Annotated in this window: 24 protein-coding genes and 1 other annotated feature; of the genes, 8 read left to right on the forward strand and 16 right to left on the reverse strand. The window is 42.6% G+C overall.

Annotated elements, in window-relative coordinates:
- Nucleotides 1-11: 11 nt before the first annotated feature.
- Nucleotides 12-923 carry a LysR substrate-binding domain-containing protein gene (locus VSA01S_RS03550; protein ID WP_050567320.1) on the reverse strand — a complete coding sequence of 304 codons (912 nt, stop codon included), beginning with the start codon at nucleotides 921-923 and terminating at the stop codon, nucleotides 12-14.
- Nucleotides 924-1,170: 247 nt separating this feature from the next.
- Between VSA01S_RS03550 and metE the strand changes: the two genes are divergently transcribed.
- On the forward strand, nucleotides 1,171-3,483 hold the full coding sequence (gene metE, locus VSA01S_RS03555) for a 5-methyltetrahydropteroyltriglutamate--homocysteine S-methyltransferase (RefSeq protein ID WP_039980668.1): 2,313 nt from the start codon (nucleotides 1,171-1,173) through the stop codon (nucleotides 3,481-3,483).
- Between the two features lie 107 nt (nucleotides 3,484-3,590).
- On the opposite strand, the gene VSA01S_RS03560 is transcribed toward metE, so the two are convergent.
- The 12 genes from VSA01S_RS03560 to trpL2 form a co-directional block, all read right to left on the reverse strand.
- The gene (locus VSA01S_RS03560; protein WP_039980669.1) at nucleotides 3,591-3,986 is read right to left on the reverse strand and encodes a GspS/AspS pilotin family protein; all 396 of its coding nucleotides are present in this window, start codon (nucleotides 3,984-3,986) and stop codon (nucleotides 3,591-3,593) included.
- Nucleotides 3,987-3,988: 2 nt separating this feature from the next.
- On the reverse strand, nucleotides 3,989-4,285 hold the full coding sequence (locus VSA01S_RS03565) for a YciI family protein (protein ID WP_039980670.1): 297 nt from the start codon (nucleotides 4,283-4,285) through the stop codon (nucleotides 3,989-3,991).
- A gap of 119 nt (nucleotides 4,286-4,404) precedes the next feature.
- Entirely contained in the window at nucleotides 4,405-4,800 is a 396-nt protein-coding gene (gene yciA, locus VSA01S_RS03570; protein WP_039980671.1) for an acyl-CoA thioester hydrolase YciA, read from the reverse strand.
- Between the two features lie 137 nt (nucleotides 4,801-4,937).
- Nucleotides 4,938-5,501 (reverse strand): septation protein A, encoded by a 564-nt coding sequence (locus VSA01S_RS03575; RefSeq protein ID WP_039980672.1) that lies wholly within the window; start codon nucleotides 5,499-5,501, stop codon nucleotides 4,938-4,940.
- Nucleotides 5,502-5,640: 139 nt separating this feature from the next.
- Nucleotides 5,641-5,883, reverse strand: a complete 243-nt coding sequence (locus tag VSA01S_RS03580) for a hypothetical protein (protein ID WP_039980673.1) — start codon at nucleotides 5,881-5,883, stop codon at nucleotides 5,641-5,643.
- Between the two features lie 662 nt (nucleotides 5,884-6,545).
- A complete protein-coding gene (trpA, locus tag VSA01S_RS03585; RefSeq protein WP_039980674.1) occupies nucleotides 6,546-7,352 on the reverse strand; it encodes a tryptophan synthase subunit alpha in 807 nt (268 codons plus the stop codon).
- A complete protein-coding gene (gene trpB / locus VSA01S_RS03590) occupies nucleotides 7,352-8,542 on the reverse strand; it encodes a tryptophan synthase subunit beta (RefSeq protein WP_039980675.1) in 1,191 nt (396 codons plus the stop codon). The genes trpA and trpB overlap by 1 nt, the downstream gene beginning before the upstream one ends.
- Nucleotides 8,543-8,606: 64 nt before the next feature.
- Entirely contained in the window at nucleotides 8,607-10,046 is a 1,440-nt protein-coding gene (gene trpCF, locus VSA01S_RS03595) for a bifunctional indole-3-glycerol-phosphate synthase TrpC/phosphoribosylanthranilate isomerase TrpF (RefSeq protein WP_039980676.1), read from the reverse strand.
- A gap of 13 nt (nucleotides 10,047-10,059) precedes the next feature.
- Nucleotides 10,060-11,070 carry an anthranilate phosphoribosyltransferase gene (trpD, locus tag VSA01S_RS03600; RefSeq protein ID WP_039980677.1) on the reverse strand — a complete coding sequence of 337 codons (1,011 nt, stop codon included), beginning with the start codon at nucleotides 11,068-11,070 and terminating at the stop codon, nucleotides 10,060-10,062.
- A gap of 54 nt (nucleotides 11,071-11,124) precedes the next feature.
- Entirely contained in the window at nucleotides 11,125-11,715 is a 591-nt protein-coding gene (locus VSA01S_RS03605; RefSeq protein ID WP_039980678.1) for an aminodeoxychorismate/anthranilate synthase component II, read from the reverse strand.
- A gap of 16 nt (nucleotides 11,716-11,731) precedes the next feature.
- Nucleotides 11,732-13,297 carry an anthranilate synthase component 1 gene (locus tag VSA01S_RS03610; protein ID WP_039980679.1) on the reverse strand — a complete coding sequence of 522 codons (1,566 nt, stop codon included), beginning with the start codon at nucleotides 13,295-13,297 and terminating at the stop codon, nucleotides 11,732-11,734.
- Between the two features lie 125 nt (nucleotides 13,298-13,422).
- Nucleotides 13,423-13,526: a sequence feature (Trp leader region), on the reverse strand.
- The gene (gene trpL2, locus VSA01S_RS03615) at nucleotides 13,473-13,598 is read right to left on the reverse strand and encodes a tryptophan operon leader peptide (protein WP_039980680.1); all 126 of its coding nucleotides are present in this window, start codon (nucleotides 13,596-13,598) and stop codon (nucleotides 13,473-13,475) included. It overlaps the preceding feature by 54 nt.
- Before the next feature lie 94 nt (nucleotides 13,599-13,692).
- On the opposite strand from trpL2, the gene rnm reads away from it, so the two are divergent.
- The 3 genes from rnm to rluB all read left to right on the forward strand — a co-directional run bounded on the left by rnm (nucleotide 13,693) and on the right by rluB (nucleotide 16,407).
- On the forward strand, nucleotides 13,693-14,571 hold the full coding sequence (gene rnm / locus VSA01S_RS03620) for an RNase RNM (protein WP_039980681.1): 879 nt from the start codon (nucleotides 13,693-13,695) through the stop codon (nucleotides 14,569-14,571).
- A gap of 42 nt (nucleotides 14,572-14,613) precedes the next feature.
- The gene (locus VSA01S_RS03625) at nucleotides 14,614-15,234 is read left to right on the forward strand and encodes an L-threonylcarbamoyladenylate synthase (RefSeq protein WP_039980682.1); all 621 of its coding nucleotides are present in this window, start codon (nucleotides 14,614-14,616) and stop codon (nucleotides 15,232-15,234) included.
- Between the two features lie 234 nt (nucleotides 15,235-15,468).
- Entirely contained in the window at nucleotides 15,469-16,407 is a 939-nt protein-coding gene (gene rluB, locus VSA01S_RS03630; protein ID WP_039980683.1) for a 23S rRNA pseudouridine(2605) synthase RluB, read from the forward strand.
- A gap of 215 nt (nucleotides 16,408-16,622) precedes the next feature.
- Here the strand turns inward: rluB and VSA01S_RS03635 are convergent, their stop codons facing one another.
- On the reverse strand, nucleotides 16,623-16,943 hold the full coding sequence (locus VSA01S_RS03635; protein WP_039980684.1) for an HI1450 family dsDNA-mimic protein: 321 nt from the start codon (nucleotides 16,941-16,943) through the stop codon (nucleotides 16,623-16,625).
- Between the two features lie 2 nt (nucleotides 16,944-16,945).
- Nucleotides 16,946-17,512, reverse strand: coding sequence for an elongation factor P-like protein EfpL (efpL, locus tag VSA01S_RS03640; protein WP_021709118.1), 567 nt, complete (start codon nucleotides 17,510-17,512; stop codon nucleotides 16,946-16,948).
- Nucleotides 17,513-17,772: 260 nt separating this feature from the next.
- On the opposite strand from efpL, the gene VSA01S_RS03645 reads away from it, so the two are divergent.
- Complete coding sequence (locus VSA01S_RS03645; protein ID WP_039980685.1) at nucleotides 17,773-18,540, forward strand: nucleotidyltransferase family protein; 768 nt, start codon at nucleotides 17,773-17,775, stop codon at nucleotides 18,538-18,540.
- 20 nt (nucleotides 18,541-18,560) lie between these two features.
- Here the strand turns inward: VSA01S_RS03645 and VSA01S_RS03650 are convergent, their stop codons facing one another.
- Entirely contained in the window at nucleotides 18,561-20,924 is a 2,364-nt protein-coding gene (locus tag VSA01S_RS03650; RefSeq protein ID WP_039980686.1) for a DNA polymerase II, read from the reverse strand.
- 514 nt (nucleotides 20,925-21,438) lie between these two features.
- On the opposite strand from VSA01S_RS03650, the gene uvrY reads away from it, so the two are divergent.
- The 3 genes from uvrY to pgsA are packed head-to-tail and all read left to right on the forward strand — an operon-like array spanning nucleotide 21,439 to nucleotide 24,521.
- Nucleotides 21,439-22,083: a UvrY/SirA/GacA family response regulator transcription factor gene (uvrY, locus tag VSA01S_RS03655; protein WP_021709115.1), complete on the forward strand. Its 645-nt coding sequence runs from the start codon at nucleotides 21,439-21,441 to the stop codon at nucleotides 22,081-22,083.
- Nucleotide 22,084: 1 nt separating this feature from the next.
- Nucleotides 22,085-23,917 (forward strand): excinuclease ABC subunit UvrC, encoded by a 1,833-nt coding sequence (uvrC, locus tag VSA01S_RS03660; protein ID WP_039980687.1) that lies wholly within the window; start codon nucleotides 22,085-22,087, stop codon nucleotides 23,915-23,917.
- A gap of 46 nt (nucleotides 23,918-23,963) precedes the next feature.
- Nucleotides 23,964-24,521, forward strand: a complete 558-nt coding sequence (gene pgsA, locus VSA01S_RS03665) for a CDP-diacylglycerol--glycerol-3-phosphate 3-phosphatidyltransferase (protein WP_021709113.1) — start codon at nucleotides 23,964-23,966, stop codon at nucleotides 24,519-24,521.
- The last annotated feature ends 176 nt before the right edge of the window (nucleotides 24,522-24,697 follow it).

Below are 24,697 nucleotides of genomic sequence, written 5' to 3' on the forward strand. Positions count from 1 at the left end.
CTCATCTACTCTTAAGTCATCTTGATACCTTCAAGGTGACTTCTGCATTGCCGACGCGCAGTCGCAAAAAAAGCCTTTAAATAATGTTTATCTTTTTCTGCATGTCGAGTTGCGGCAAATAAACGTCGCCAAAGACCGTTACCAAATGGGCGACTTTCGATTAGCCCTTGCCGAGAAAATTCTTTAAGGGCCCAATTTGGCAGGGCTGCTACCCCTAAACCCGCTGAAGCCATTTGGATGATCATTAAGGTATTGTCAGCTTGCTTCCAAGACAGTGGCTCAATTCCCGCAGGGTGTAAAAAGTGTTTAACCACATCAAGTCTCTGCTTTTGAACTGGATAAGAGAGCATGGTTTGATCGGCGAGATCGTCAGGTTGGATGGCCTTTTTTTGAGCTAGAGGGTGGTGGGGAGCCGTAACGAGGCGCATCTCAAAGTCAAACAGAGGTTCATAGTGGACATCTGAACGAGGCTGAATATCAGAAGTAATGACTAAATCCAATTCACCTGCGAGCAAGGCCGGAAGGGGTTCAAAGCCAAATCCAGAGGAAAAATCGAGTGTGACACTTGGCCAAGATATTTGATATTCTTTAAGCGCAGGCATCAACCATTGAAAGCATGAGTGGCATTCTATGGCCATGTGTAATCGCCCATTTACGTCTTCCTTTAGCCCTGCAAGATCATTTTCTGCTAGAGCAAGCTTAGGCAAAATCTCATCGGCAAGACGAAGCAATATATTTCCTTCAGAAGTAAACTTGACAGGACGAGTCTTCCTTAAGAAAAGCGCCCCACCTATACGAGTCTCAAGCTCTTTAATCTGATGAGAGAGAGCCGATTGGGTCAGATGAAGGCTCGTGGCAGTTGCAGTCAGTGACCCGGTCTCTCGAAGGGTTGTTAGGGTGCGCAAGTGCTTTAATTCGATCATGAACGTCCTTTGTCCTTTTATCATCTGAGTTTTTAACCAACCTGATTTAATTTACCGAGAAAAATTAGATATGTAAACGTCTAGATGTCTATTTGTGTGGTTTTTTGTTTTGCTCTGACTATGAATTTTTTTCATCGTTAAGTTGAATAAATGGAGATTGTATCAATAAGCATTGAAACTTAATAATAGCCATCTAGACATCTTTTTGGTGACTAAAATAGGATTCATGGAAAGAAGGAAAGTAGATATGGCAACGACAACGCATATTCTTGGTTACCCAAGGATTGGAGAAAAGCGAGAACTTAAATTTGCACTAGAACAGTACTGGCGAGGGGAAATTGATCAGGACGCCTTGAAGCAAGTAGGGAGTGTACAGCGTAACAAGAACTGGAATACTCAGGCGGAATCAAACTTGAGTCTAGTCACAGTAGGAGATTTTGCTTGGTATGATCATGTTTTGACGACTTCTTTATTGTTAGGACATACCCCTAAGCGACATGCTGAGCAGGGGATCAATTTAGATACATTATTTAGAGTCGCCCGCGGTCAATCTCAGACAGAAGGCGTTTGTTTAAGTGGTGGAGGTTGCACTGGAAATGCCGCATCAGACATGACCAAGTGGTTTAATACCAATTACCACTATATTGTTCCTGAATTCAGTCAAAACGATAGCTTTAAGGTCAGTTGGCCGCAATTGTTCGAAGAAGTCAGCGAAGCAGTTAACGCTGGGCATCAAGTGAAACCCGTGCTTCTTGGTCCATTAAGTTACTTATATCTTGGTAAAGAGGTGGATGACAATTTTGATCGCCTCACTCTGCTACCAAGATTACTTGCCGTTTATCAGAGCATTTTAAGTAAACTTTCTCAGCAAGGCGTTGAATGGGTACAGGTTGATGAACCCATTCTTGCACTTGAATTGGATGAAAAATGGCAAAACGCTTTTAAACTTGCTTATCAAGTGATGAAAGGTGATCTCAAAGTTTTACTGACGACTTACTTTGATTGCGTTACCGAAACACTGGATAAAATCGTACAACTACCAGTTGATGGTCTTCATATCGACTTATCTGCGGCACCACAGCAGCTAGAGTTGGTTATGGATAAGTTACCACAAGGGTGGGTGCTTTCAGCTGGGGTGATCAATGGACGCAATGTTTGGCGCTCTGATTTGAGTAATCAACTCAAATGCCTTCAGCCGATCAAAGCGAAACTTAAAGATAATCTGTGGATTGCAAGTTCTTGTTCTCTATTACACAGTCCAGTTAATTTAGAGTTAGAAAACGCATTGTCTGCAGAGACTAAAAGCTGGTTTGCTTTTGCTAAGCAAAAAGTCGCGGAAGTTGCTTTATTAGGTCGGGCGCTCGACGGTGACGCAGAGGCCATCGCCGATTGTCATACTTACAGCCAGCCTTTAAGAATACGTGAGACCGCCAATTATGTGCATAAACCTCACATTCAATCCAGAGTTTGCCAAATCACACCAAGTTTTTCCGAGCGAGAGGCGCCTTATGCTGAGCGAGCAGCACACCAAGCAGAAGTCCTGAAGCTGCCTTTGCTACCAACCACGACCATTGGTTCTTTCCCTCAAACCGATGCGATTCGTTGTCAACGATCGGCTTACCGTTCAGGTCAATTATCAGAGACTGAGTATCATCATGCATTAAAACAACATATTAGTGATGCTGTGCAGAGACAAGAGTCACTGGATTTAGATGTTTTGGTTCATGGCGAAGCTGAACGAAATGATATGGTTGAGTATTTCGCTGAAAACTTAGCGGGCTTTCAAACGACACAATTTGGTTGGGTGCAGAGTTATGGTTCGCGTTGTGTCAAACCGGCTGTGGTTGTTGCTGATATTGAAAGAGAAAAGCCAATAACAGTAGAGTGGACGAGTTATGCGCAGTCTTTAACTCAAAAGAAAATGAAAGGGATGCTGACGGGGCCAGTAACTATCTTGTGTTGGACTTTCCCGCGTGAAGATATCCCGCGTCAAACCGCCGCACGTCAGATTGCCCTTGCACTGAGAGATGAAGTGACAGATTTACAAAAAGCGGGGATTAATATCATTCAAATTGACGAGCCTGCATTGCGTGAAGGATTACCACTTAAAACGCGAGAGCACACTCATTACCTCGCATGGGCTATTGAAGCCTTTAAAATTTCTGCGGCAAGTGCAGCACCCGCAACTCAAATTCATACCCACATGTGTTATAGCGAATTTAATGAAATCATCGCTGCGATTGCAGCTTTGGATGCGGATGTTATCACTATCGAAACATCTCGCTCTAACATGGCTCTACTTAAGGCGTTTGAGGAGTTTAAATACCCAAATGAGATAGGACCTGGTGTGTATGATATTCACTCACCGATTATTCCAACGGAAGAGTGGATCGAAAGATTGCTCAAAAAAGCAGCAGAAAGCATTCCAGTGCAGCGTTTATGGGTAAACCCAGACTGTGGTTTGAAAACGCGTAATTGGCCAGAAACTGAAGCGGCTTTAGCCAATCTCGTTTCAGTAGCGAAAAAATTGAGAGTTCACTACGGCGAGCAAGTAACTTGATATTACCTCGAAAGCCATCGTAATAATTAAAAAGAAAAGCGAGACTATTGAATAATAGTTCTCGCTTTTGGGGTTTTTATATTTAACCAAAGCCGTAGGTTAGTAATTTACTTCTTTTTAGCTTGGCAAGTTTGTGCAGAGATCAACTCATCAGTCATTAGCTGTCCGCGTGAGTTACGAATTTTAATTCGATAAAGTAAGCCCATATTGAGCTGTTTAATCACTTCCTCTGATTTACAGTAGCTGTATATACTGGTGTTCAATACCTGTTGGAGCGGTTTCGCTCCTTTAGCAGAGTCGTTATAGATCATCATCATTTCAACGACATTTTTACGTGGAGATACTCGCAAGATTTTAAGTGGTCCATATTCAAGGGGCAGACCAGCAGAAAGCACACCAGCACGATTTGAAGCCATTAGCTCCAGTTGGCGTTGTTTTTCATCATTAGAAGAGCAGCCAGCTAGTGTGCCAAGAGCAAGCATGAGACAGAGTAATTTTTTCATAATTAAAACACTTTTTTAAATGGCTTTACGATCACATTGTGATAAACACCAGCTTCAACATAAGGATCTGAGTTCGCCCAAGCTTGAGCGTCTTCTAGGCAGTTAAAGTCAGCTATAACTGTTGAACCAGTAAAGCCTGCTTTACCAGGCTCATTAGAATCAACAGCAGGCATTGGACCAGCAGTAAGAAGGCGTCCTTGATCTTGAAGCTTCTGTAACCGCTCAAGGTGTTGAGGACGAACACTCAGACGTTTTTCCAACGAATTCTCCACATCCTGTGAAAAAATGACATACCACATCGCGCAATTCCTTAGATAATAGGGTAAAGCATTAATTTAACGCCTTTTTTGATTGACTAACAAGTTATGTTCTAAAATTGTGAGACTGCTTGGGGCAATTTGATAATAAAGCTGTGTCGTTACTTAGTTATAGGGCGAGGTTTTCCCTCGCTATCAATAGCAACATAATTGAATGTGGCATCACAAACCATGAAGCGTTCTCCGATACCATTTTCTTTGACGGGCTTGACCCAAACTTCTAAATCAATACTCATTGAGGTTCGGCCAATTCTAGTGCACTCACCATAGCAGCATACAACATCACCAACGCTGACAGGTTTTTTAAATGTGATACTTGATACGGATACCGTAACGATGCGTCCCGCCGAGATTTCTTTAGCTAAAATTCCACCTGCTAAATCCAGTTGGGACATGATCCAACCGCCAAAGATATCACCATTTGCGTTAGTGTCGGCGGGCATGGCCAAAGTTCGCAGCAACAACTGACCGCGAGGTGAAGAAAATTCATGACTCATATTGACATCCATTAGTACTAGATAAGCGACATAAGTGGAAAGATAAGGTTAAAAATCACTCAAGCCGCAAGAATAAAACAGCGACCATTGGTCGCTGTGAAACATCTGTTTAACTAGATTATAGCAAAAATGAGACTTTAATCATCAACCGATATATCAGATGAGCTGTCTTTTTGTTCTTTTGGTATGTGTTTATAGATATAGAAACCAGTTATGATCATAAAAGCAAAGGTTGCGATTAATAAACCAAATACTTTAAAGTTTACCCAAACATCCAGTGGTAATTTATAAGCTACGTAAATGTTCACTACTGCGCAAACTGAGAAAAAGGCGACCCAAGCCCAATTCACTTTTGCCCAGATGGAATCAGGGAGTGTTAACTCTTTGCCCAGCATGCTCTTAATTGCTGACTTACCAATTAATTGGCTGATGGTTAAACCGAGTGCAAAAACAATATATACAATAGTTACCTTCCATTTTATAAAATTGTCATCATGCAAAATAATGGTCATACCACCAAAAATTGCCACCATTAAAAAGGTGATTAATTGCATTTTTTCGATTTTCTTATAAATGGCATAGGTCAAGACAAGTTGAATAGCCGTTGCGGCGATCAGGGCTCCTGTTGCGACATAAATATCGTACGTCTTGTATAAAACAAAGAAAATAATGAGTGGTATAAAATCAAGAACTTGCTTCATTGTGCAAACGTTATGTAGTGATTAAGTGGAGAACAGTCTAACGGAAATTACGTTAATGTGAATAGTTAGAGATAAATGGATACAAAAAATTGCCGTGTACAAACGGCAATTTTGTTTGAAGTGTTGTTGCGTTCTATTGCTATACAACAGTCTGATAACTGGCAATTAAAGATTTAACGTCTTCTAAGTATCCTTCGTGGAGTAAGTTGTCCACTGTCGCTTCAAGTTCGTCATATGACATAGTGAAGCATGTTGATTTCCCAGTCATTAAGCTCAAGTATTGGTGGTATTCTTCTTCTGTATAGTGGCCAACACGATCGAGAAGTAATGCTTTTATACCGTGATGAATCAAGCCGTAATATGTGTGTCGCTGAATTGTCATGGTTGTACCCTTATCAAATATACTCCCAGATGATGGAGGATTTGAAACAGTGAGTCGTTGTACTTCTAACCTCAGCAATGCATAACAGATGCCAATTAATGAAATGTGAAACCAAAAGTAACACGTAGTGCTTTGGTGGCCTTAGTCGATTGATTAATGAAAGATGCTTAGTTCCAAATGCTGAAGGCGATTTCGTTTAAAGGTGAGTGTTGATGGAGAGCCTAAAATAAATTCTTAGTTAATAACTTAAAATGTCAATATTAAAAATATAGTTCAAATTTTCACTTTTCATGGCTCTTTTCCGGTTCATGAAAAAAGCCATTTTATGATCATATTTTAAATCGTCGTACTTTTCTTGTGTACTGTTACTTTTGCTTTCTACTGGTTTTAATCTTGTCGCTGACTATCCTCAACCCCTTCATAGGAGATTAGTTTTTTTTGTTTTTCAAATTGAATATCTAGATGAGAATCAAAATAACAAATGGCAGGAGTTGTCAGTTTTTGTGGAAAAAGCAGGGAAATGGTAACGATGAAGATTAAAAAGGTAACGACCTATTAATTAAGTTTTGTGGTAACTGGCATTGAAGTACTCTATTGCCTGGAGTGGCACTCTAACCAATTGAGTACTTCGGTTGCTAACTTAACTTCTCGAATAAAAGCAATTATCGTCTGGTTGCATCCTTCATAGAAGAAATAAATGTGGCAAGTTGTTCTAACATTATTTGTGGTTGTTCAACATGCGTTTCTATGATCTTAACTACAGCAGAACCGGAAATAGCACCAGCGGCTCCTGATTCGAGTGCTAGCTTGACTTGTGCTGGTTCTGAAATACCAAAACCAAGTAAAGCAGGCGGAGCATCAAATTGCTTGAGTTTATCCAGCATATGATCAACCGGCATATTTGCTTTTGTTTCGGTACCGGTTACACCTGCACGAGAGAGTAAATAGGTGTATCCACCACCAAGCTTGGAAACTTGCTGTAGTGTTTCATCACTTGCTGTTGGTGGAGCAATGAATATTGGGTGAATCCCGAACTTCTCTGCCGCCGCAACAAATTCTGAGCTTTCGTTAGTCGGAACGTCAGCAATCAGAACTGAATCGATGCCAGCCTTTGCACAACGCTCATAGAAGTTTTCAATACCGCGTGAGTATACAAGGTTTGCATACATCAGCAGCCCAATCGGAAGATCCGGGTGTTTTGCACGGATCTTACCGATTTGCTCGAAGCAAATGTCTGGTGTGACACCGGATTCTAACGCACGAATATTAGCGCCTTGGATCGTTGGACCATCGGCAAGAGGATCGGAGAAGGGGATACCTAATTCAAGAGCGTCTGCCCCAGATTCAACCAATGCCTCCATAATCTGATAAGACTGCTCAGCATTAGGATCACCCACCGTCACAAACGGTACAAATGCGCCTTGATTGTTCTCATTTAGACGCGCGAACATCTTCTCATAACGACTCATTAGATCACTCCTTTCTCTTCAAGTATGGCGTGTACGGTGAAGATGTCTTTGTCACCACGGCCTGATAAATTGACAACCAATAATTGCTCTTTTTCAGGATTCTCACGTGCCATACGTAGAGCATGAGCAACAGCATGAGAAGATTCAAGAGCAGGGATGATGCCTTCATGGCGAGCAATTTCCTGGAATGCCTCAAGTGCTTCGTCGTCTGTTACGTTATCGTATTCCGCACGGCCAATCGCATTGAGGTGTGCGTGTTGCGGACCTACTGACGGGAAGTCAAGACCTGCAGATACTGAGTAAGACTCTTCTACTTGGCCATTGGAGTCTTGCATCAATGGTGCTTTCATCCCAAAGAAGATACCCGTTTTGCCGTGTTTAAGTGGCGCTCCGTGTTGGTCAGTGTCGATACCTTTACCAGCAGGCTCGACACCGATTAAGCGCACGCTTTCTTCATCAATAAAATCAGCGAACATGCCAATCGCATTTGAACCGCCTCCCACACAAGCGATCACCGCATCTGGAAGGCGGCCTTCGCGGGCGAGGATTTGGTTTTTTGTCTCTTCGCCAATCATACGTTGGAAATCACGAACGATCGTTGGGAAAGGGTGAGGGCCTGCTGCGGTACCAAGCAAGTAGTGTGCGTCTTCATAAGTGGCAGACCAGTCGCGCAGAGCTTCGTTACAAGCATCTTTAAGAGTAGCTGAACCAGAGTGCACAGGAATAACTTCTGCGCCCATTAATTTCATCCGGAATACGTTCGGGCTTTGTCGTTCAACGTCTTTTGCACCCATGTAGACTCGGCATTTAAGGCCAAGCAGTGCACATGCCAGTGCCGTTGCTACACCATGCTGACCTGCACCTGTTTCAGCAATGATTTCGTTTTTACCCATGCGTTTTGCAAGCAGGGCTTGACCTAATACTTGGTTGGTTTTGTGTGCGCCGCCATGAAGTAAGTCTTCACGCTTAAGATAAAGTTTGGTTTTGGTTCCTTTGGTCAGGTTACGAGTGAGAGTCAAAGCGGTAGGTCGACCTGCATATTCTTGCAGCAGGGTCATAAATTCACTACGAAACGTCGGATCTTCTTGTGCATCGATAAAGGCTTGTTCTAGTTGATCCAGTGCAGGAACTAGAATCTGCGGTACGTACTGACCGCCGTATTCGCCAAAGTAGGCATTCAATTTTGCCATCGTTATATTCCTTCTCGTATTTTTTCGCTACGAATAGCTTTAAATTTTTAGCTTCAAACAAGCTTTAGTAGTTGCGAATGGCATCAAATGCAGATTGCAACTTCTGTGAATCTTTTTTACCCGGTGAGGCTTCTACGCCAGAGTTTAAATCTAACCCCAAGCAGCCCAGTTTTGCCGCACGTTGCGCATTTTGTGGTGATAATCCGCCAGCGAGCATAATTTGGCTTGGATCGCCGATCAATTCCCAATTGAACACTTGGCCAGTACCGCCAGTTTGGCTACCTACTTGAGCGTCGAGAAGATGACGATCAATGTGATTAGAAAGCAAATTGGGTTGTGAATCAACGACACCATAAGCTTTCCAGATCTCAATTCCCACTGGCAGCTCTGCTTTCAATTGGTTCACGTAATTTTGATCTTCGTGACCATGCAATTGCACGGCTTTTAGACCAAGTGAAGTGACGATCGAAGCCACATAATCAATGTCGTGATCTTGGAAGACACCAACATACTGAAGAGGAGCGCCGCTCATGGTGAGCCGAGCCTGCTCAAAGTTAACAGCACGCTTTGATTGTTCGACAAAGATCAGACCACCAAATACCGCGCCCGCTTGGTAGGCTTTTGCGGCATCATCAGGATGAGTGAGACCACAAACCTTGTTTTCGCCTAAAGTGACTTTACGGACTGCTAATTCTAAGTTGTCTGCTGCCATCAACGAGCTGCCGATCAAAAAACCGTCTGCGAATTCCGCTAAATCACGAACTTGCTGGTGGGTATAAATGCCGGATTCGGATATTACCGTCGCATTAGGGGCAAGTTGGCGAAGCATAGGTGCAAGTGCCTTAGTACGATTCAAGTCAGTACTGAGGTCACGCAAATTGCGGTTATTGATTCCAATCACACGTGCACCGAGTTTAACCGCACGATGAAGCTCTTCTTCGTTGCTGACTTCGGTTAAAATGCCCATGTTAAGACTGTGTGCTGCTGCTTCTAACGCTTTGTATTCTTCGTCATTGAGTACAGACAGCATCAACAGCACCGCGTCAGCACTGTAATGGCGCGCCAGATAGACTTGGTAGGTATCAACCATAAAGTCTTTACACAACACCGGCTGCTGTACTTGTCCACGGACTTGCGGAAGAAAGTCAAAGTTGCCTTGAAAATACTTCTCGTCAGTGAGAACTGAAATCGCATCTGCATGATTATTGTAAACAGAAGCAATATAATCTAGGTCAAAATCATCACGAATCAACCCTTTGGATGGCGAAGCTTTTTTACATTCAGTAATAAAGACGGTTTTTTGTTTGCCTAGGGCATCATAAAAACTGCGATCAGATGGCAGCAAATCTGATTGAAACGTGCTCAGTGGCTGGGAAATTTTGCGCTCCGCTACCCACTGGTATTTATCACGCACAATTTTCGCTAATACTTCTGCCATTTGTGCGTCTTGTTTGGATACGTGTTCAGATAAATTGCCTGATTGCTGAGTATTGAAATCCGTCATTTTTCATCATTCCTTAAGCGTGAGCAGCAAGTTGTTGAACCAATTGATAGGCTTTACCTGAATTCATTGCATCAATCGCTTGTTGTGTATTAGCTTTTAAATCTTCGTGGCCGAACAGGCGCATCAGCAGAGCAACGTTAACCGCGACAGCACCTAATTGTGCTGCACTTCCTTTACCCGTCAGAATATCGGTGGTGATGGCTTTATTTTCTTCAGGAAGCCCACCTTTAATCGCTTCTAATGGGTGCTGTTCAAGGCCAAAATCTGCTGGCGTGAGTGTGTATTCTATGATCGTACCATCTTTGATCTCTGCTACTGTCGTTGAGCCATGAATAGCCACTTCATCTAAGCCGCTTCCGTAGACAACCGCAGCACGCTTCATACCCATTTGTAACATGGTTTCAGCGATAGGGCGAACCAACTCTTCACTGTAGACACCCATTAACTCGATGTTTGGTCGAGCCGGATTAATCAGTGGACCGAGAATGTTGAATAGAGTACGTGTTTTCATAGTTTGACGCACTGGCATCGCGTGGCGAACACCGCCGTGATATTGCGGTGCAAATAAGAAAGCAACACCGATTTCGTCTACCGCTTTGCGTGTGTCTTCTGCACTCATCGCTAAGTTGATTCCGAAAGAGTCAAGCAGATCAGAAGAACCGGATTTGCTTGAGACGCTTCGGTTACCGTGTTTTGCGACTTTGAGGCCACATGCTGCAGCCACAAAGGCCGCTGTGGTTGAGATATTGATGGTGTTATGACCATCGCCACCTGTACCAACAATATCAGCGAAGTCATAATCTGGGCGTGGGAAGGGAGTTGCGTTTGCCAGTAGTGCTTTTGCAGCACCCGCGATTTCATCAGGGGTTTCACCCTTGAGTTTTAGTGCTGTGAGGGCTGATGACATCAAGATAGGGTCGAGCTCACCACGGATTATGATGTCGAACAGTTGTTGGCTTTCTTCTTGAGTCAGAGAAGCTTGCTCGTAAAGTTTCGCCATAATCGGGCTGATGATTGCTTCCATATTTACTCTCCTAAATTTCTTATCTGCCTATTGACCTTAATGGGTTTGCGTTACTTATGCTGCCTTTATTTCGAGGGCCCATTCAATGGCGTTAGTTAACAGAGTGGCACCGTAGGTGGTCATAATGGACTCTGGGTGAAATTGAAATCCGCATACTTTATCTTCTTCATGCACAACCGACATCACCAGGTCATCGACTTCTGCTGTGATGGTTAAGCTCTGAGGGACCTTTATCGCCACTAAAGAGTGGTAACGTGCGATCGCAAGGGGTGAGGGTAGGTTTTGATAAATTGCGTGGTTTTGGTGTTCCATCATAGAAACTTTACCGTGAATAATTTCCCCTGCACCAGCAACCGTACCGCCGTATGCTTCTACGATGGCTTGATGGCCAAGACAAATGCCGATCATCGGTACTTTACTTTTTAAACGTTGGATCAGTTCTGGCATTGACCCTGCTTCTGAAGGAGCACCGGGACCTGGAGATAGCAGGACTACAGGATTTTCCAGCTCGTTAACCGCTTGTTCAATCGATTGAACTGGAATGTTATTACGGTAAATTTTCACGCAATGACCCAGTGAACGGAATTGATCCACTAAGTTATAGGTGAATGAGTCAAAGTTATCGATAAAAACAATATTAGCCATCTTCGAATCCTATTCCTTATTGTGCTTTATGGGCGGCTTGAATCGCAGAAATGACTGCTTGAGCTTTACCACGCGTTTCGTCTGCTTCTGCTTGAGGATCTGAGTCAAATACCACGCCAGCCCCAGCTTGCACTTGGGCAATCCCATCTTCAACGTAAGCGGAGCGGATTACGATGCATGTATCGAGTGTCCCCTCACCGGTTAGGTAGCCCACGGCTCCACCATAACTGCCACGACGAGCACTTTCGACGTCACGAATCAATTGCATAGCTCGAATCTTTGGTGCTCCTGTCAGTGTGCCCATATTCATACAAGCTTGGTAGGCATGTAGAGCGTCTAGGTCTTCACGAAGCTGGCCGACGACTCGAGATACCAAGTGCATAACATGGCTATAGCGGTCGACTTTTAATAGGTCTGCAACATAGCGAGTACCAGCCTGTGCAATACGGGCAACATCGTTACGGGCGAGATCGACGAGCATCATGTGCTCTGCATTTTCTTTTGTGTCGCTACGCAATTCCAGTTCAATGCGGCTATCTAAATCAAAGTCGATCTCACCGTTTGGTCTTTTTCCACGACGACGAGTACCTGCAATTGGGTAGATTTCGACTTGATTGGTATTGGTTTCGTATTTCAATGCGCTTTCAGGTGAAGCACCGAACAAGGTGAAAAGCTCGTCTTGCATATAAAACATGTAAGGGCTTGGATTGCTCTGTTTCAGCTCTTTATAAGCGGCGAGTGGAGAAGGGCATGGAAGAGTGAAACGGCGAGAGGGCACGACCTGGAAGATGTCACCTTTTACCACGTATTGTTTCAAATCACGTACTATTTGGCAGAAGTCAGCATCAGATACGCTAGGTTGAACATTCACGCTGGTAATTTGCTCAGCACTTGGCAGATTCTTTGGGGTTGAACAATGGGCTTTAATTTCAGTGACACGAGCTTCTATTACGGCTTTTTCTGAGTCGTCAACAAACAAAGTTGCCTGTAGCTGACAAGATTCGGTTTGGTGATCGATGATAAGAAGTGTTTCTGCGACGTAAAAGACATAATCGGGGCACAGGTTCGTAACTTCGGCTTGGCCTAATGGTTCGAAGTTAGCGACTAAATCGTAGGCAAATAAGCCTCCAAGAAAAATAGCGTGCTTGTCTTGTGCTGAAATGTCGAAGCTCTGCTGCACTAAGCGCAGGGCGTCAAAGGACGAAGCTTCACGCAGTCGAGAATCTTCATCGAGTGTGTTGTTAGGTAGGGTGAAACCTAATGTGAGTGTTTCACCATCAAAATCAGTGGCTACGTCAGCATTAACATTTTGTATTAAATGCGCAAGTAGGTTTTTACCGTTGTTCGTTAATGCATGCATGCTGACCTTGTTGCCATTACAAACGATACGTATGGCTGAATCAACGACGAGAAGTGATTTTAAATCCTGCTTAGAATCAATCTCAGCGGATTCAAGCAGCAAACTGTCCTTTTTATGCTCACACAGGGTATGGAACAATCGGGTCGGATCTTGAGTATAAGGAACGGAAGTCTTTAGCACTTCAAGTTGACCAAGTTTTTTTATTGTAATGGCCTGATTCACAAGACCTCCTTATTGATATTTACATCTTCCTACCATACATACTCGCACAAAGATAACCGCCACCCAATTAAGTTTTTTATTTATTTGACCAATATTTAGGCGATTGGTTGTGAAGTCTATGGTAAAACAAAAAGCCCGCAGAGGGTGCGGGCTTTGTGGCGTTTCATTCTGTTAATTAGAAGTACACGTCAGCCCAACAAGAACTTGTCCAAATGCGCCACCATGCAATATGCTCAGAGTTCATTGTATTATCATGAACTTTTATTTTTGCATTCTGGTTTAAGACAAATTCTTGTAACATAGTGAACCTTAAATCGTGTTTTTGTATCTATGTACTAGTTAACTAGTGCAGCGTTCAAAAGTCAACCCCAAAACAGAATTAAAGCGACAAAAATATGAGAATTGATTTACACAGTCACACTACAGCATCTGATGGTCGTTTATCACCGCAAGATTTAGTAGATAGGGCCATAAGCTTTGATCTCGATGTTTTGGCAATTACTGACCATGATACTACTGACGGTTTAGCTATAGCCAAGCAGTATGTTCAAGAGAATAATTTGGCTATAAATATCATTAACGGTATTGAAATATCGACTGTGTGGCAGAACAAAGATATCCACATTGTGGGTTTGAATATAGATCCAGAAAACTCAGTATTGATGGATTTAATTCAACAACAAAAAACACACCGTATAGCACGAGCTGAATTGATCGCAGAGCGTTTGCAAAAAGCCACACGTGAAGGTGTATTAGAAGAAGTTCAGCAAATTGCTGGTGATGCTCCTATTACCCGTGCACACTTTGCTAAGTGGTTGGTAGACAATGGTTACGCTAAAAACATGCAGATGGTGTTTAAAAAATATTTGACGCGTTCCACTCCCGGCTATGTACCACCTAATTGGTGTTCAATGAAAGATGCAGTTGATGCCATTCATTCTGCTGGTGGACAAGCGGTACTTGCTCACCCAGGGCGATACCAATTAACCGCTAAATGGATTAAGCGATTGCTGAGTGCTTTTGTTGAAGCTGATGGTGATGCAATGGAAGTTGCTCAACCTCAGCAAGCACCACAAGAAAGGCGCAACTTAGCTGACTATGCGATACAATACGAGTTACTGGCGTCACAAGGTAGCGACTTTCATTATCCTTCTCCTTGGATGGAGCTAGGTAGAAATCTTTGGTTACCTTCAGGAGTTGAGCCAGTTTGGAAAGATTGGGGAATTAAACCTTTGCCGAGCGTTGAGCAAGACGGCGGGTTTGATACACCATAATACTTAATATAGAGCCGAGAGGTTCGATAACGAGGAATAACAATGAGCCAGTTTTTTTATGTGCACCCTGAAAACCCGCAGGCTCGCTTGATCAATCAAGCAGTGGCAATCATTCGAAATGGCGGGGTTGTTGTATATCCGACCGATTCTGGATATGCATTAGGTTGTCAATTAGAGAACAAACAAGCGCTAGAGCGAATCTGCCAGATTCGTCGTCTCGATGATAAACACAATTTTACTTTACTATGCCGTGATTTATCGGAACTTTCCCTTTACGCACGAGTGGACAATACAGCATTTCGTTTATTGAAAAGCCATACACCAGGGCCTTATACTTTTATTTTTAAAGGGACGAAAGAGGTTCCACGCCGTTTAATGAATGCCAAGCGTAAGACAATAGGCATTCGTGTACCTGACAATCGTATTGCATTGGATTTACTTGAAGCACTTGGTGAGCCTATGATGTCTACTTCATTAATTCTGCCTGGTTGTGATGGTGCTGAATATGATCCAGAGGAAATTCGTGACAAATTAGAGCATGCAGTAGATGTCATTTTGAACGGAGGTTATTTAGGAGAACAGCCAACGACGGTTATCGATTTTAGTGAAGGTGACGCCATTATCGCTCGCTCAGGAGCTGGAGATCCTTCACCATTTGAGTGAGATACAGTTATTAGCTGAAGGTAATAGCATCATAGTTTATATTTTAGCCAAGTCGGCTATTGTTGAAAATTAGTATGGCTATAGCCTTAAGCGCGACAACAGCGAGAATTTGTCTTACATTAATTAGTATTATCTCGTATAATGATTGGCCGAAAATCCCGAAAGCCGGGTAGTTTGCATAATGAAGACCGCTGATGGTCTCGACGTCTGTGAAGACGACACATAGGTAAATAAATGAGCGAAAAGTTACAAAAAGTATTAGCACGTGCTGGACACGGTTCTCGTCGTGAAATTGAATCGTTGATTAAATCCTGCCGCGTTAGCGTGAATGGAATCGTAGCTAAACTTGGTGAAAGACTAGAAGATGAGAACAGTGTTGTTCGTATCGATGGACACATTGTGTCAGCAAAAGCACAAGAAGAAGTGATCTGTCGAGTTCTGGCTTATTATAAGCCTGAAGGAGAACTTTGTACTCGTCACGACCCCGAGGGTCGTCGCACTGTTTTCGACCGTTTGCCAAAAATTCGCGGGTCCCGTTGGATTTCTGTAGGCCGCCTTGATGCAAATACATCTGGCCTATTGTTGTTCACGACAGACGGTGAGCTGGCAAACCGCTTAATGCACCCAAGCAGACAGGTTGAACGTGAATATTTAGTTCGTGTGTTTGGTGAAGTGACAGAGCAGAAAGTAAAAAATCTAGTACGCGGTGTTGAACTAGAGGATGGTATGGCTCGTTTCGAAGACGTCGTGTACGCAGGCGGTGAAGGAATGAACCACACTTTCTATGTTGCTATAAATGAAGGACGTAACCGTGAGGTTCGTCGTTTGTGGGAGTCACAAGACACTACTGTGAGTCGTTTGAAGCGTGTTCGTTATGGAGATATTTATCTCAATAAGAAGCTACCACGTGGTGGCTGGATGGAGCTTGATCTTAAAGAAGTTAACTACCTGCGTGAGTTAGTTGAGTTACGTCCAGAAAAAGAAACCATGTTAGATCTGAACAAAGACAACACATCACGTAAACGTGAACGTGCACGTAGTCAAAAAATTCGTCGTGCAGTGAAGCGCCACGAAGAGCGTGTTAATACATCAAAAGGGCGTAGTAACAACCCTTCTCGACGTAAACCTAAGAAGAGTGCAGGTGACCAAGGTGCTCGTAATAAGCATCGCTAGTCAATAGCATAAAACAATTAAGGCTTGCTTAAACTGGCAAGCCTTTTTTGTTTTTCAGCGTTATTGTCGTCATTGTCAACTTAGTGGGGGCTGTGCGGCGGATGTATTTATTATGATCTGATACTGTTTCTATAAAAAACACCAGACTTATGCTGGTGTTTTTTGAATATACCCAAGCATTTTGAGACGACTTGGGGATAAAAGCTGTTGAATGGTTAGTCACGTTTCCAAAGCATGTGGCAGAATTTATGTTCTGGATCACGACTGATCAGCATACGAGCGAAAACGTCGTCCAGTACGTCATTTTCCTCATTAACTAAACCGATACGCACTTCGGCATACACTTCTTTGTCGATCTCGAAGCCAACGTGTTCAATCCAGTCATTACCCGTTTCGACAAGCTCTGCAGCACCTCTATCTTCAAATTGTGCTGTAAATAAAATGACATCTGCAGGCTCTAGATTATCAGGAGCCATCTCAAGGAAAATATCATAAGCGGCATCGATGATGTCATCGTAAGAAATCAAGTCAGACATGTTTATGCTCGGCTCATGTACTTGCGTTCGGTCGTGTTGACGATAACACGATCACCGGTTGCGATGTATTCAGGAACTTGAATCACTAAACCGGAAGCAAATCGTGCCGGTTTGGTACGTGCAGAAGCTGAGGCTCCCTTAATCGAAGGGTCGGTTTCTTCAATAACAAGTTCTACAGAAGAGGGCAGCTCAATACCTACCGCTGAACCGTTAACCAGGATGATGTGAATACCTTGCGTGTCCTCATTGATAAACAGCATATCATCTTCAATTTCGTTGTGCTTGAACGTATACTGTGAGTAATCTTCATTATCCATAAAGATGTGTTCATCACCATCAGCGTATGAGTATACAACCGCACGTTTGTTCATATCCACGGTTTCGACTACATCATCAGACTTAAAGCGCTCGTCTACACGAGAACCTGTGTTTAAATCTGTACAACGCATCTTATAGATTTTTGCACCGCCACGACCGCCTGGAGTTGTGACTTCGATGTCTTTAACTAAAAGCGTTTTACCATTAGATTCGATGGCGAAGCCTTTTTTGATTTCACTTGCCTTTGGCATTGTCTATTCCTATTTACACTGATATTAAGCAAAACGGAATGATTATAGCGCTAAGTTTATTCTCTGGCATTAAAATTCCGTATTGAAGTACTTCAATATGAGCTTAAATGGGCGGTTGTAGGTAAAGCAATACGAAAAAATGGATGGTATTAGAAGGAATCAGGAGTCTTAAAATCACAAGAGATAAATACTTGATTCAAGGTTCATAGTAATGGATCATATGAATTCATCTCAATTACAGATTAAGACTTTGCCAATTAATGCCTCTCTCTATCATCGACTCACAGCAGCCTTTCCAGCCAGAATTTGAACCTCTGATCAATGAGACTCTAAGATACTTAAAAAGTGGTCTTAATTCTAACCTGCACAGTGTTTATGTTTACGGTAGTGTTGCACGTAAAACAGCAATAGTGGGTAAGTCGAACCTTGATTTAATCGTGGTGACGACATCGGGTTTTGAAAATAATCGAGCTTCTCTACTCAATACTATAAAATGGCGTGCTCAGCAACGATATTCTCATGTTAAAGGTGTATCAATCCGTACAACAACAGTCAAGGAAGTTATAAACCTTGATAGCTTATTTACATGGGGATTTTTGATTAAACATTGTACTCATTGTGTTTATGGAGATAACCTCGGTGAGTGCTTTGGTGATTATGTGCCAAGTTGGGAAATTGCTAAACATTGGAATATGGATGTGGCAGAGTGGTTAACCGTATACCGAAGCAAAATTGCTCAAGCACAAAGTATTGATGCATTAGCTTTTGCGCAAACTATTATCGCAAAAAAGTTGCTCCGTGCTTCTTATTCGTTAGTGATGTACCGTGATAAGCGCTGGTTTGATGATCCTATTGAGTGCGGCGAGATATTCTTAACCTATCATCCAGAAAAACAAGTGGAGATAGAACGACTCGGGATTCTACTCTCTGGTCGTCATGTACCGAAACGCTCAGTGATTGGTTTAATTGATAGCTTTGGTGCATGGCTGGTTAAGCAATATAAAAAAACAGAGTTTCGAATCGGCTAAGTCACTTGAGTATAGGTATTTTAAAATAAACCTAACTGCGGAGCTGACAATTGCTCAAAATCCAGACCAATAAACGGTAAAATAGCATCTGCGATCGGCTTTAATTGCTTATCAATATAATGTTGATAGTTGATCGGGCTTTGCAGATACTCTAATGGTTCTGGCCCATTCAAGGTGATCACATATTCGATTCGACCTTTATTTTGATATTGGAGTTTGCGACCTAATTTAGCATTGATTTCATCGGCTAACCGAGCTGCTCTAACTTGTGGTGGGATGTTTTTCTGATATTCATGCAGTTTTCTTCGCAGGCGCTTTCGATAGACTAATTGTTGATCAAACTCACCGTTATTGGTTTTCTCTACCGTTTCACGTATGTAGTCGGTTGGGTCTTCACCATGAAAAATCATATTGTAGAGCGTGTTTTGAAACGTTTGTGCTAAGGCAGTCCAATCAGTTCGAGCACTCTCTAAACCTTTAAAAACCAACTTTTCTTGTGCACCTTCGCCGATTAATCCGGCATAGCGCTTTTTAGAACCGGTTTCTGAACCACGGATGGTTGGCATCAAAAACTTCCGGTAATGGGTTTCGTATTCTAATTCGAGAATTGAAGTGAGGTTATATTCTTCACTAAGGAAATTACTCCACCATTGGTTGATATAGGCCACCAACTGGTGCCCGATCTTATCGGCTTCAATCTGGTTATAGATGCCATTAAGTGAGACAAACGTCGAATCAGTATCACCATAAATGACTTGATATCCTTGCTCTTCAATGAGGACTTTGGTTTGTTTCATGATTTCATGGCCACGCATGGTAATACTTGAAGCAAGGCGAGTATCAAAGAATCGGCACCCAGATGAGCCCAGCACACCATAAAAAGAGTTCATGATGATCTTTATGGCTTGAGAAAATGCTTTTTCGTTATTTTTTTTCGCGACATCACGAGCTGCCCATAGTTTTTCGATCATTTCTGGCAAAAAATGTTTGTTACGATCGAACTGACCACCTCGAAAGCCCGGTATTGCTTGATCTTTTTGATTACCGATCTCAAGTTGCAAGCCTTCTACAAGCCCGACTGGATCAATCAAGAAAGAGCGAATTATGGAAGGATAAAGGCTTTTAAAGTCTAGAACTAACACCGAGTCATAAAGATTAGGGATGGAGTCCATCACATATCCGCCAGGGCTCGCGATCCAATTTTCAGGATGTAAATTCGGGGCGATGTAGCCAATTCGGTGAATCTGGGGCAGATACAGATTGGTAAAGGCCGCTACGGAGCCGCCGACACGATCGAGTTCAACGCCAGTTAAACGTGAGCGTTCGATTGCAAAATCGAGTAAATGAGTGTGTGCAAAAATACGATTAACCAAAATGCAATCTTGAAGATTGTATTTGGCAAGGGAGGGCTTGTCGGACCGAAACATGCGGTTGATTTCATCCATCCGATCATGGACATTTTGGATGGCTTTCCCTTCCCCTAGTAGTTCTTGTGCGACGGATTCTAGTGACCAAGAGTGAAAGTGATAGGTGGCGGTTTTGAGTGTATCGATACCATCCAATACAACTCGGCCTGGGATTGAAATGAAACCTTGCTGACTTTGGGCTGAACGACGAAAGAAGCTGGCTTGGTCTGCTCGGCCTATACTCAATTTTATGTTGTGCCATTCCGCTCGTTTATGCAGCAAACGAAAGTCAAAATCGATGACATTCCAGCCAATGATCACATCGGGGTCGAATTTTTTGAACCAATCAATTAACGCCTTGAGCAACGCTTTTTCGTCTTTAACCCATTGGATACGAGTGTGAGAAGGTTCTTCTTCACCGACCATGATGACACGAGAATCCATCGGGCTATCCAGACCAATTGAATATAAGATCCCTTTTTCCGAACATTCTAAGTCTAGAGATACGATGTTCAGTTTAGGTTGGTAATCACCACTGCGGCATTTGGCGTTGTTTACTTTTGTAAATCCGTTTTGCTTCTTTTCAATGCCAGTAAATTCAACGCCACCTTTGATAAATCGTTCCATTAAATAACGATCGGCCAAGCGAATATCACCTTCATAATGTACGAGGTCGTTATGTGTGAGCAGACCCTGTAAAGTTATTGAGTCTTTTGACGTTTTTGTGTAGCAGGCTGCCAACGATTTATGGTTAAAGGTTTTGAGAGGAAGAGGGCGAACCTCTGTGGCGATGTTATTCGAAAGTGTTAATTGTTTAACTCTTTCAAGCGCAGATTGTTCGACAAAAAATACGGGTTTTTCTCCTTGAATAATTATTTGGGCTGGTCCATTGTCTGTTGCTAACCAGAGCTCAATCAGTGTCTGACCGTTGAAGTCTCTAGCTTGACGAGTGAGTAGAAAACCTTGATGGATATTCAAAGGAGAGTTCCTAGTAATGATGAAGTTTATATTCTACCACTAAACTACCAATGGCAGATGAGTAAAGCATAGGAAACGGGAGCTGTTTGCTCAGGAGTTAGTATGTTCGAAGCCTAGTTTACTAAAGAACCCGCGTTTGACGAGATTATTTACTTTTAATGTTGTTGATTCAGTCCATTGTATGATGCAGAAGCGTTTTCTAGAACACCTGTAGTTCGATACATACAACACACATTTTGACTTTATATTGTGCATTGATATGCATTATGAAACTTAGTTACTTGATTTGTGGGAGATTATAATGTTAGTTTCTACTAATTGGGATATGGTTATTGCTGATAAATAACCAACTGCTCAGACTATGAATTAAATGTTGTTAAACTTTGCGTTTCGGCACATATTCTTAGTGAGCTTTTTTTTGCCTATTGCATTACTATATAGGCATATGTACCTAATTTTACATTGACCTTTTGTAATGTGAAAGCAGGGCCAATATAAGTGTGGAGATACAAGTTTGATAAATGTTTTCCTTGTAGATGATCACGAGCTGGTTCGCACAGGGATACGACGTATCATTGAAGACGTCCGTGGAATGAATGTAGCAGGTGTAGCTGACAGCGGTGAAGAGGCTGTAAAATGGTGTCGTAATAATCATGCCGATGTCATTTTAATGGATATGAATATGCCGGGTATCGGTGGTCTGGAAGCCACTAAAAAGATTTTACGTATGAGCCCTGATGTTAAAATTATTGTTTTGACGGTTCATACTGAGAATCCTTTCCCGACTAAAGTTATGCAAGCTGGGGCATCGGGTTACCTTACGAAAGGTGCTTGCCCCGATGAGATGGTTAACGCGATTCGAGTTGTGAATAGTGGACAGCGTTATATTTCTCCAGAAATTGCTCAGCAAATTGCGTTGAGTCAGTTCTCTTCATCTTCTGAAAATCCTTTCAAGGATCTCTCAGAGCGCGAGCTTCAGATCATGATGATGATTACCAAAGGTCAGAAAGTAACGGACATTTCTGAGCAACTTAATTTAAGCCCTAAGACGGTCAATAGCTACCGCTACCGTTTATTCAGTAAATTGGGCATTAATGGTGATGTTGAGTTAACACACTTAGCCATTCGCCATGGGATGTTAGACGCCGAGACTCTCTAGCGTGAACCCTCTTTTCGATTCGGTTTCTTTTCTTAAAACAGTAACTCATCAGCCCGGCGTTTACAGGATGTATAACGCTGATGCTGTTGTTATTTATGTTGGGAAAGCCAAAGATCTACAAAAGCGCCTTACCAGTTACTTCAGAAAAAAAGTTGATAGCGAAAAAACGCGAGCGCTTGTCAGTCATATCGCTAAAATCGATGTAACGGTTACCCACACAGAAACAGAAGCTCTCATTTTAGAGCACAATTACATCAAGCAATATTTGCCCAAGTACAATGTCTTGCTTCGGGATGATAAGTCTTATCCGTACATTTTTATCAGTGCGCATAAACACCCGCGTTTATCCATGCATCGTGGCGCTAAAAAACGTAAAGGCGAGTACTTTGGGCCTTATCCTGACTCCAGAGCAGTACGAGAAACCTTACATTTATTACAAAAAATTCTGCCAGTTCGCCAGTGTGAAGATACCGTCTATTCAAATCGCACTCGGCCGTGTTTAATGTATCAAATTGGTCGCTGTGCCGGCCCGTGTGTCAGTTCGCTGATTTCTGACCAAGATTATGCCGAATTAGTGGAGCTTGTGCGCTTATTCTTGCAAGGTAAAGACCAGCAAGTGTTAGAACAACTCATCACTAAAATGGAGTCAGCTAGCCAACAGCTGCGCTTCGAAGATGCGGCTAAATTTCGAGATCAGATCCAAGCGATTCGACGTGTCCAAGAACAACAGTTTGTCTCCGAGGACAGCATGGATGATATGGATGTGTTGGGTTTTGCTCAAGAAAATGGCATCGCCTGTATTCATATTCTCATGATTCGTCAGGGACAAGTGCTTGGTAGCCGTAGCCATTTCCCCAAGATTCCAAGAAATACAGACTCTGAAGAGGTTTTTGATAGTTTTCTTACCCAGTATTACCTTAGCCACAATGAAGCGAGAACCATCCCAACCCGGATCATATTAAGCCAGGAATTTGGTGATCAAATTCAAGCTCTACAGCAAGCCTTGAGTGATGTAGCGGGAAGGAAGATTCAATTCCATACATCCCCAACTGGCACACGAGGTCGTTATTTGAAGTTGGCAAACACGAATGCTTTGACTGCAATGACTGCAAAGGTTAACCATAAAATGACGATTAACCAGCGTTTTAAAGCATTGAGTGAACTCCTAGGGAAAGACAATATTTCTCGTATGGAATGTTTTGATATTTCACATACCATGGGAGAAAGTACTATTGCGTCTTGTGTTGTTTTCAACAATGAAGGCCCAGTTAAGCAAGAATATCGACGATATAACATCACGGGTATCACAGGAGGAGATGATTACGCAGCAATGGGGCAAGTTTTAGAAAAACGTTATTCAAAGCAATTAGATGTAGAAAAAATACCAGATATTATTTTTATCGATGGTGGTAAAGGGCAACTTAATCGTGCTTGTGAAATCGTTTCACAATATTGGACGGATTGGCCTAAGCGACCTATTATGATGGGCATTGCCAAAGGTGTAACCCGTAAACCTGGTCTTGAGACGTTAATAACGGTTGATGGTGAAGAGTTTAATTTACCAAGTGATGCTCCAGCTCTCCATTTAATGCAGCATATACGTGATGAAAGCCATAATCATGCGATTGCAGGTCATAGAGCGAAGCGGGGGAAGGCTCGTCGTACAAGTGCACTAGAAGGTATTGAAGGAATTGGCCCTAAGCGACGACAATCTTTGCTGAAATATATGGGTGGCCTTCAAGAACTTAAACGTGCAAGTGTTGAAGAAATCGCCAAAGTGCCAGGAATTAGTCACTCTTTGGCAGAAATTATTTTCCAAGCATTGAAACAATAAAGAAAATCCCGCAACATTATGACGTAATGTTTAAGAGAATAATGAAATGCGCTTGAATATCCCTAACATTCTATCTTTATTAAGACTGTTCCTAATCCCAGTTTTCGTCGTGGTGTTTTATTTACCCTATTCTTGGGCACCTTTTGCTTCCGCCATGGTATTTTGGGTTGCGGGCTTTACTGATTGGCTCGATGGCATGTTAGCCCGCAAACTTGGGCAGACCTCTCGCTTTGGCGCTTTCATTGACCCCGTCGCGGATAAAGTTCTAGTCGCAACGGCGTTGATTCTTATTACCGAGCATTACCATTCGATTTGGGTAACCATACCTGCAGTCACGATGATTGCTCGAGAAATTATCATTTCCGCGTTGAGAGAGTGGATGGCTGAAATTGGTAAGCGTGCTAGTGTGGCTGTTTCATGGATTGGTAAGGTAAAGACACTTGCACAAATGTTTGCCTTATGGGTTTTGATCTGGCGTTATGATGATTGGATGGTCTGGATCGGCTTTGGGTCACTATACATCGCAACATTCTTAACATACTGGTCTATGGTGCAGTATTTAGCGGCAGCAAAAAATGACTTACTGAGTGAAGAGCATCAGTAGAATATTGCGTAGCAAGTAAGTATTTTAACTTACAGATCAAACTGAGTTGTATAAGCAGGCTTGATGCCTGCTTTTTTATATTTTTAAAAACGTCATGGGTATATATTCGCCATTAGATGTTTGGATTAGTTATTAAATGTGACTCAAATCAAGGTTTGCTATGCGAGATGTAACTT

Origin of the sequence: Vibrio sagamiensis NBRC 104589, assembly GCF_007990935.1 — a bacterium.
Taxonomy (GTDB): domain Bacteria; phylum Pseudomonadota; class Gammaproteobacteria; order Enterobacterales; family Vibrionaceae; genus Vibrio; species Vibrio sagamiensis.